The organism is Parafannyhessea sp., from assembly GCF_051876455.1.
In the GTDB taxonomy this organism is placed as follows: Bacteria; Actinomycetota; Coriobacteriia; order Coriobacteriales; family Atopobiaceae; genus Parafannyhessea.
Window position 1 is genome coordinate 1 of sequence record NZ_JBJEHW010000217.1, and the last position, 7,572, is coordinate 7,572.

Sequence of the window (7,572 nt, forward strand, 5' to 3'; positions counted from 1 at the left end):
ACCCGTCGTGCTACAGCTCGCAGAACGAGCAGGACTCCCGCACGTACGCGGCCTTTGCGCGGATCCCGTGCCTGGACCCCTCGGACTCCCAGGAGGCCTACGAGTTCGCTCGCCAGGCGTTTGCGCTGTCCGAGCGGTTTGACACGCCCGTCATGCTGCACGAGACCATGCGCATCGCGCACACGCGCACCATGGTGGAGCCTGCGGGCACGCGCGAGGACGCGCCGCTGCGCGACTACGCCTCCCAGCCGCAGAAGTACGTGATGATGCCGGCGTTTGCCGTGGGCCGCATCCGCGCCACGAACGCGCGCGAGGACGCGCTGCTCGACTACGCGGAGAAGAGCGAGCTCAACCGCGTCGAGATGCGCGACCCCAAGGTGGGCGTCATCGTGGCCGGCGCGCTGTACAACCACGTGCGCGAGGCGCTGCCCAACGCGTCCACGCTCAAGCTCGGCCTCACGTGGCCGCTCCCGCCCAAGCTGATCCGCGACTTCGCGGCGTCCGTCGAGCGCGTGTACGTGGTGGAGGAGACCTGCCGCTACTTCCGCACCGCCATCGCGGCCATGGGCGTGGAGCTTTCCGAGCCGCCCGCCAAGCCGCTGCCGCGCTCCGGCGAGATCTTCCCTTCCGACATCCAGGCGAGCTTTGGCGAGGCGCTGCCCGGCCACGCCGCACCGGCGAAAGACCTGCCGCCGCGTCCGCCCGCGTTCTGCGCCGGGTGCCCGCACCGCCTGGTCTACTGCGAGCTGCGACGCATCCACGCCATCGTGACCGGCGACATCGGCTGCTACACGCTGGGTGCCGTCGCGCCGTACAAGTCCGTCGACTCCGTGATTGACATGGGAGCCTCGCTCTCCATGGCGCACGGCATGGAGCTCGCGGGCGCGCCGGAGCGCACGGGCAGGCCGGTCGTGGGCGTCATAGGCGACTCCACCTTCGCGCACTCCGGCATCACGAGCCTGCTCGGCACCGTCTACAACGGCGGCAAGGGCACGCTCTGCATCCTGGACAACCGCACGACCGCCATGACCGGCACCCAGGGCAACCCCGTCAACGGGCTGACGCTCACGGAGCAGGCGGCGCGGGTTTCTCCCCTGATCGACGCGGCGGAGAAGCCCAGCATGCTCGACCGGCCGGCGGGCAAGCCGCTCGACCTGGTTGCGCTGTGCAACGCCATCGGCGTGGACGAGGTCGAGGTCGTGGACGCGCAGGACCTCAAGGCGATCCGCCGCGCGCTCAAGGCGGCCACGTCGCACACGGACAGGCTGAGCGTCATCATCTTCAAGAGCCCGTGCCGCCTGGTCGACCGCTCCACGCGCCCGGCGCCCAAGATCACGGACTGCCGCAAGTGCGGCTCGTGCATCCAGATTGGCTGCCCGGCCCTGGGCAAGGCCGAGGACGGCACCGCCCAGATCGACCCCACGCAGTGCATCGGCTGCAACCAGTGCGTGCAGAGCTGCCCGTTTGGCTGCATCGCGTTCGAGGAGGAGTAGCAATGCCACACGCAACCGCATCCGCAGAGGCCTCGACCATCGAGCTCGGGGAGCGCGTGACGCTCGAGAAGACCATGACCGTCCTGCTCGTGGGCGTGGGCGGGCAGGGCACGATCCTTGCCGGCAACATCCTGGCCATGTGCGCGAGCGAGGCCGGCCTGGACGTGAAGGTGTCCGAGATTCACGGCATGAGCCAGCGCGGCGGCTCCGTCAGCACGATCATCCGCATGGGCCGGCACGTGGACAGCATGATCTGCGACCCCGGCACGGCGGACGTGCTGGTGGCCTTCGAGGCGATAGAGGCCCTGCGCAACCAGCAGTTCCTGCGCGAGGGCGGGCGCCTCTTCGTTAACGACGAGGTCGTGACCCCCGTGCCCGTCAACATAGGAAACGCAACCATGCCCGAGGGCGTGGACGGGCGCCTGGACGCGCTGGGAGCCGTCCGCATGAACGCGGGTGCCATCGCGCGCGAGGCCGGCAGCCCCCGCTCCACCAACGTGGTGCTGGTGGGCGCGCTCTCCACGGCGCTGCCGTTTGCGGTGGGCGAGTGGGAGGACGCCATCAGGCGCCGCGTCCCGCCCAAGACCGTGGACGCTAACCTCAAGGCGTTCGCCCTCGGCCGCGAGGCCGCGCTTGCCTAGCATGGACGCGGGCGCGGCGCAGGGGGCCGGCGCGGGCTCCGCGGAAGCGGCCGGCGCCGCCGACCGCGAGCCGCTCACGGAGGAGCTGCTGGCCCGCCTGCTCGCGAGCGCCACGCCGCAGGAGTACCTGGAGCGGACGCAGGTGGGCGAGCGCGACCTTGCCGCCTACCTGCACGCGCTGCTGGGGCAGAAGGGCCTCACGCGTGCGGGCGTCCTGCGCGCAAGCGGCGTCAACCCATCGTTTGGCTACCAGGTGTTCCAGGGCGTGCGCGGCCCCAGCCGCGACACGGCCATCGCCCTTGCGTTTGGCTTTGGCTGCGACCTGCGCGAGGCCCAGCGCCTGCTGCGCCGCGCCGGCCACTCCGAGCTCTACTGCAAGGTGCGCCGCGACGCCGTGATCATATTCTGCCTGGAGCACGGCTACACGCGCTTCGAGTGCGACGACGAGCTCTTTCGCCTGGGCGAGAAGACCATCGGCTCCGGCCCCGCGGAGGCCTCCAAGTGACGGAAGGTTCCAACCCCGAGGACGAGGCGTTGCTTGAGGCCCTTGACCTGGACGACTCGTTCTCTCCGGTGCGCACGCTTGCGGAGGGCGAGGCCGGCATGACGGAGCTCGTGGTGCGCCGGGAGCCACGAGCCGGGGAGCCGACGCTCCTCGTGCGCAAGCGCATGCCGACGGGGCTTGCCAACGAGCGGGCGTGGCATGCGCTCAGGGAGGTGGCCGCGAGCGGGGCGGAAGGCGCTTCTCGCCTGCCGCGCGTGCGCGAAATCTATAGGCTGCCCGACGCGCTCGTGGTCGTGTACGACTTTGTGGACGGCCCGACGCTGGCGCAGCTCGTGCGCGATGGCGGCCCGCTCGAGGCGGGTCGTGCGGTGCTGCTGGTCCGGCAGCTCTGCCAGGCGCTCGCGCCGCTGCACGCCGCGGGCGTGGTGCACCGCGACGTGACGCCGGGCAACGTCGTGGTGGCCTCGGACGGCGCGCACCTCATCGACCTGGGCATCGCGCGCGTGCGCGTCGAGGGCGCCACGCACGACACGACGCGCCTGGGCACCTGGGGCTTTGCCGCGCCGGAGCAGTACGGCTTTGCGCAGACGGACGCAAGGTCGGACGTGTTCTCGCTCGGGCGGCTGCTCGCGTACGCGCTCACGGCGCTCGACCCGTCCGGCGCGGCGTTCGAATCCGCCGCGGACTCGCCGCAGGTGCTTGCGTCCGTGCGCGAGGTCATCAATAAGGCAACCGCATTCGAGCCGTCCGCGCGCTACCAGAGCGTGGGCGAGCTCTCGCGTGCGCTCGAGGCGGCGTGCCCGCCGCAGCCCTCGCCGGCCGCGGCACGGCCTGCGGCACGACCGGCGGCGTCCGTTCCCTCCGGCGGAAGCCTGCGGGCCAGATTCCGCGAGGCGGCCGTACCGGCCGCAAGCCCCGCGGAACTTTGGCATGCCTTCCGCTCCGCAGGGGTGGGGGAGCGCGTGGCCTGCGTCCTTCTCGCCCTGTTTGCCGCGCTCGGTGCGGCGCTGCTGGTCTATTCCTCGATCCTGATGCTCGGCAAGTCGCTGCTCGACACGTTCACGGCCGTGCTGTGCCTCGTCATGGCGGCGTGGTTTGCGCTTGCCTTTGGCTGGGAGCCCGCTTGCTGCCTGACGTCGGCCGGTCGCTACGCAGTGCCGGGCGGCCGTCTTGGCACCCTGTTGCTTCGCGAGGGCGCGCACCTGCTGAGGCTCGTGGTTGCCTTTGTGGCGATCGTGCTCGTGGTGGCGTTTGCGCTACCAAACTGCTGACGCGCTTGTGCCTTCCTTCCGCTCCGCGCCCAATTTGCCCGACTCTGCTGCCAGCAGAGGACTTATCGAATCCTGAAACCTAACATCGTTCGTGCGAGTTGGCACGCAAACGTGTCCGGCTGCGGCCCGTTGCGGTCGTATGGACGCGCGTGGCGTCGCCCCTGTCGGCCATGAGGATGATTGGAGCGGATGATGTCGAAGGCGAACAACGTGGGCGGGACTTCCAGGCGCAGGGGGCGCGGACTCCTTGTCGCGACGATCGCGGTTGTGGCCGCCATGTCCATGGGCATGACCGCCTGCGGCGGGTCGAGCGACTCTGGCAGCAAGAGCGAGACGACCACCTCCACCAGCTCGAAGTCCTCGAGCGACAGCAAGGCGTCGTCCAGCTCCAAGGACAGCACCAAGATCGACGCAGACAAGTTCAAGCAGATCCAGAACGGCATGACCTACGACCAGGTCAAGCAGATCATCGGGTCCGACGGCACCGAGGAGTCCACCACCCAGGTGGGCGACGTCACCTCCAAGATCTACGAGTGGGAGTCCGACGGCTTTGGCGTCGCGACCGTCACGTTCGAGAACGACAAGGTCGTCAACAAGGCCCAGGCGGGCGTGAGCGGAAGCTCGTCCGTCCAGATCACGATGGACCAGTACAACCAGGTCCAGACCGGCATGACGTACGACCAGGTCAAGCAGGTCATGGGTGGCGACGGCGAGCTCACGAGCGACACCAAGGTCGCGGACCACACCTCGCAGATATATATGTGGTCGGGCAAGTCCGTCGGCGCCAACGCGACCATCACGTTCATGGACGGCAAGGTCGAGTCCAAGGCGCAGTACGGGCTCGACAGCTAGGCGGCAGGTCGCCAGGCACGGTCAGGCGGTAACGGCGTGAGACGCGGGTGCGCATGCGCCCGCGTCCTGCGTGAAGATAGCAAGGCAACCGAAAGGCAGGCTCCAACATGAAACGCAACAAGCTCCTCCTGGTCGCGCTGGTCCTCGGCGCGGCGTATCTGGTCTACAGCCTCTGGTACTGGTTTGGCGGCGGCGCGGCGGGCGCCGTGGGCTCCGACAGCGCCGCGCAGGCAGGCGCCGGCATCGCCACGATGCTCGTGATGCCCCACCTCCTCCTCACGCTGGTGGCCGTCATCTTCAACGCGCTGGCGTTCTTCATGAGCAAGCGCGCGTTTGCGCTGGTGGCGGGCATCCTCTACGCGGTGGCGATGGTGCTCTTCATCGCGTACGCCCTCTTCCTCATCATCCAGATGATCCTCTGCTTCGTGGCGTACGCGAAGATGCCCAAGGCAGACAAGGCGTAGCGCGCTCCCAACGCAAGACGGCGCGGGCAAATAAAAGACGCGGGCGAGAAGGACAAACGGCCATGGCCGCAAGTCCTTCTCGCCCGCCTGCGTTTGCCGGTCGATGCCAGCGCCCGCCGCCGATGCCGCCTGTCGAGCTACCCGAGGATGCGGTGCTCGAACGTGCCGTCGAGGTAGATGCCGTAGCTGTGCGAGCCGTCCTTGGGGATGCCCACGCTGCCGGGGTTGAAGCACCAGATTCCGGGGTTGGCGTCGCTCGCGAGGCTCACCTTCTTGTGGGTGTGGCCATAGACGATCGCGGCGCCGGCGGGCAGCGTCGGCATGTGGTCGACGGAGTTGTGGATGCCGGGGCCCCAGATGTGGCCGTGCGTGAAGAAGAGCTCGCGGCCGGTGCCGGCCGCCTGCGGGTTGGGTGCCGCCGGGTCCCAGAGCGCGTCGTAGTCCGCCATGCAGGGGAAGTCCAGGACCATCTGGTCGACCTCCGCCTCGCAGTTGCCCCGGACGGCAATCACGCGGTCGGCGATGCCGTTGAGCATGGCGATGACCTCCTTGGGGGCATAGTCCTCCGGAAGGTCGTTGCGGGGGCCGTGGTACAGAAGGTCGCCCAGCAGCACGACGCGGTCCGGCTGCTCGGCGTCGATGGCGTCCATGAGGCGCGAGCACCAGGAGGCCGCGCCGTGGATGTCGGATGCGATGAGGAGCTTCATGATCTTCTTGCCCTCCAAAAGTTTTTGGGCCGGGGTGGCCCTTGCACGTGCATGTGACCGATGGTCGCACGAGTGGGACGGGAAGGTCAAATGGCACCGTCTACGTGCACAAACGCAAAGATTTCTGTGGGATTTGACAGGGTGCCCCGGGGTGTGGGCAACCCTATAATGCGGATTTCAAAAAATCTAATGTATGAAGACTTAGATTATGTATAGAATCGAAGCGCATGGGAACAATGAGAAATGTACAACGCAGAACATAGGACCCTCGGCCCCGAAAGCGACCTGGGGAAGAACAGAAAGGAACAACACCATGGCAAAGATTCTTGGCATCGACCTTGGTACTACAAACTCTGCAATGGCCGTCCTCGAGGGTGGCAAGCCCACCATCATCGTGAACTCCGAGGGTGACCGCACCACTCCGTCCGTCGTGGGCTTCCGTCCCGACGGCGACCGCATCGTTGGCAAGGCCGCAAAGAACCAGGCCGTCACCAACCCGCAGAACACCGTCTTCTCCATCAAGCGCTTCATGGGCCGTCGCTACGACGAGGTCGGCTCCGAGCTCAAGACCGTCCCGTACAAGGTCAAGAGCGGTACTGGCAACCGCGCCGTCGTCGAGATCGATGGCCAGGACTACACGCCCGAGCAGATTTCCGCAATGATCCTCTCCAAGATGAAGCAGGACGCCGAGAAGTACCTGGGCGAGACCGTGACCGACGCGGTCATCACCGTCCCGGCCTACTTCAACGACGCCCAGCGCCAGGCCACCAAGGACGCCGGCAAGATCGCTGGCCTCAACGTCAAGCGTATCGTGAACGAGCCGACGGCCGCGGCACTCGCCTATGGCCTGGACAAGAAGGGCATCGACCAGAAGGTCCTCGTGTTCGACCTGGGCGGCGGCACCTTCGACGTGTCCCTGCTTGACCTGGCCGACGGCGTGGTCGAGGTCCTCGCGACCAACGGCGACAACCACCTGGGCGGCGACGACTGGGACCAGAAGGTCATCGACTGGATGGCAGACAAGTTCCAGCAGGAGAACGGCATCGACCTGCGCAAGGACCCGATGGCACTGCAGCGCCTGAAGGAGGCCGCGGAGAACGCCAAGAAGGAGCTCTCGAGCGCGCAGCAGGCCGACATCAACCTGCCGTTCATCACGGCTGACGCGACCGGCCCGAAGCACCTGAACTACACGCTGACCCGTGCGGAGTTCGAGCGCATCACCCGCGATCTTCTCGACCGCTGCAAGGCACCTGTGACCAAGGCGCTGCGCGACGCCAACCTGCAGATCTCCGACGTGAACGAGGTCATCCTCGTCGGCGGCTCCAGCCGTATGCCCGCCGTGCAGGAGCTCGTCAAGCAGATGACCGGCAAGCAGCCGAACATGTCCGTGAACCCGGACGAGGTCGTCGCTGACGGCGCGGCCGTCCAGGGCGGCGTGCTCACCGGCGATGTCGAGGGCATCCTGCTGCTGGACGTCACCCCGCTTTCCCTGGGCGTCGAGACCATGGGCGGCGTGATGACCAAGATGATCGACCGCAACACGACCATCCCGACCTCCAAGACCGAGATCTACTCCACGGCCGCCGACAACCAGACGTCCGTCGAGATCAACGTCCTGCAGGGCGAGCGTGAGATGGCC

The 7,572-nt window shown here is 67.6% G+C and carries 8 protein-coding genes; 7 read left to right on the top strand and 1 reads right to left on the bottom strand.

What is annotated here, in order from left to right; all coding sequences use genetic code 11:
* The 6 genes from ACI38Z_RS09100 to ACI38Z_RS09125 form a co-directional block, all read left to right on the top strand.
* A partial coding sequence (locus ACI38Z_RS09100; RefSeq protein WP_439789884.1) for a thiamine pyrophosphate-dependent enzyme occupies window positions 1–1,493 on the top strand: 1,493 nt, incomplete at its 5' end.
* A gap of 2 nt (window positions 1,494–1,495) precedes the next feature.
* On the top strand, window positions 1,496–2,134 hold the full coding sequence (locus ACI38Z_RS09105) for an indolepyruvate oxidoreductase subunit beta (RefSeq protein ID WP_439789885.1): 639 nt from the start codon (window positions 1,496–1,498) through the stop codon (window positions 2,132–2,134).
* 1 nt (window position 2,135) lies between these two features.
* Complete coding sequence (locus ACI38Z_RS09110) at window positions 2,136–2,639, top strand: XRE family transcriptional regulator (RefSeq protein ID WP_439789891.1); 504 nt, start codon at window positions 2,136–2,138, stop codon at window positions 2,637–2,639.
* On the top strand, window positions 2,636–3,910 hold the full coding sequence (locus ACI38Z_RS09115) for a protein kinase domain-containing protein (RefSeq protein ID WP_439789886.1): 1,275 nt from the start codon (window positions 2,636–2,638) through the stop codon (window positions 3,908–3,910). The genes ACI38Z_RS09110 and ACI38Z_RS09115 overlap by 4 nt, the downstream gene beginning before the upstream one ends.
* A gap of 192 nt (window positions 3,911–4,102) precedes the next feature.
* Complete coding sequence (locus tag ACI38Z_RS09120) at window positions 4,103–4,762, top strand: DUF3862 domain-containing protein (RefSeq protein WP_439789887.1); 660 nt, start codon at window positions 4,103–4,105, stop codon at window positions 4,760–4,762.
* Window positions 4,763–4,869: 107 nt separating this feature from the next.
* Entirely contained in the window at window positions 4,870–5,226 is a 357-nt protein-coding gene (locus ACI38Z_RS09125) for a hypothetical protein (protein ID WP_439789888.1), read from the top strand.
* A 137-nt stretch (window positions 5,227–5,363) separates the two neighbouring features.
* Here the strand turns inward: ACI38Z_RS09125 and yfcE are convergent, their stop codons facing one another.
* A complete protein-coding gene (gene yfcE, locus ACI38Z_RS09130) occupies window positions 5,364–5,933 on the bottom strand; it encodes a phosphodiesterase (RefSeq protein WP_439789889.1) in 570 nt (189 codons plus the stop codon).
* A gap of 313 nt (window positions 5,934–6,246) precedes the next feature.
* Here yfcE and dnaK point away from each other — a divergent pair.
* Window positions 6,247–7,572, top strand: a 1,326-nt coding sequence (dnaK, locus tag ACI38Z_RS09135; RefSeq protein ID WP_439789890.1) for a molecular chaperone DnaK, incomplete at its 3' end; no start/stop codon positions are given.

Coding starts and splice junctions, on each gene's coding strand:
- ACI38Z_RS09105 (WP_439789885.1), top strand. CDS start 1,496: ATGCCACACGCAACCGCATCCGCAGAGGCCTCGACCATCGAGCTCGGG.
- ACI38Z_RS09110 (WP_439789891.1), top strand. CDS start 2,136: ATGGACGCGGGCGCGGCGCAGGGGGCCGGCGCGGGCTCCGCGGAAGCG.
- ACI38Z_RS09120 (WP_439789887.1), top strand. CDS start 4,103: ATGTCGAAGGCGAACAACGTGGGCGGGACTTCCAGGCGCAGGGGGCGC.
- ACI38Z_RS09125 (WP_439789888.1), top strand. CDS start 4,870: ATGAAACGCAACAAGCTCCTCCTGGTCGCGCTGGTCCTCGGCGCGGCG.
- yfcE (WP_439789889.1), bottom strand. CDS start 5,933: ATGAAGCTCCTCATCGCATCCGACATCCACGGCGCGGCCTCCTGGTGC.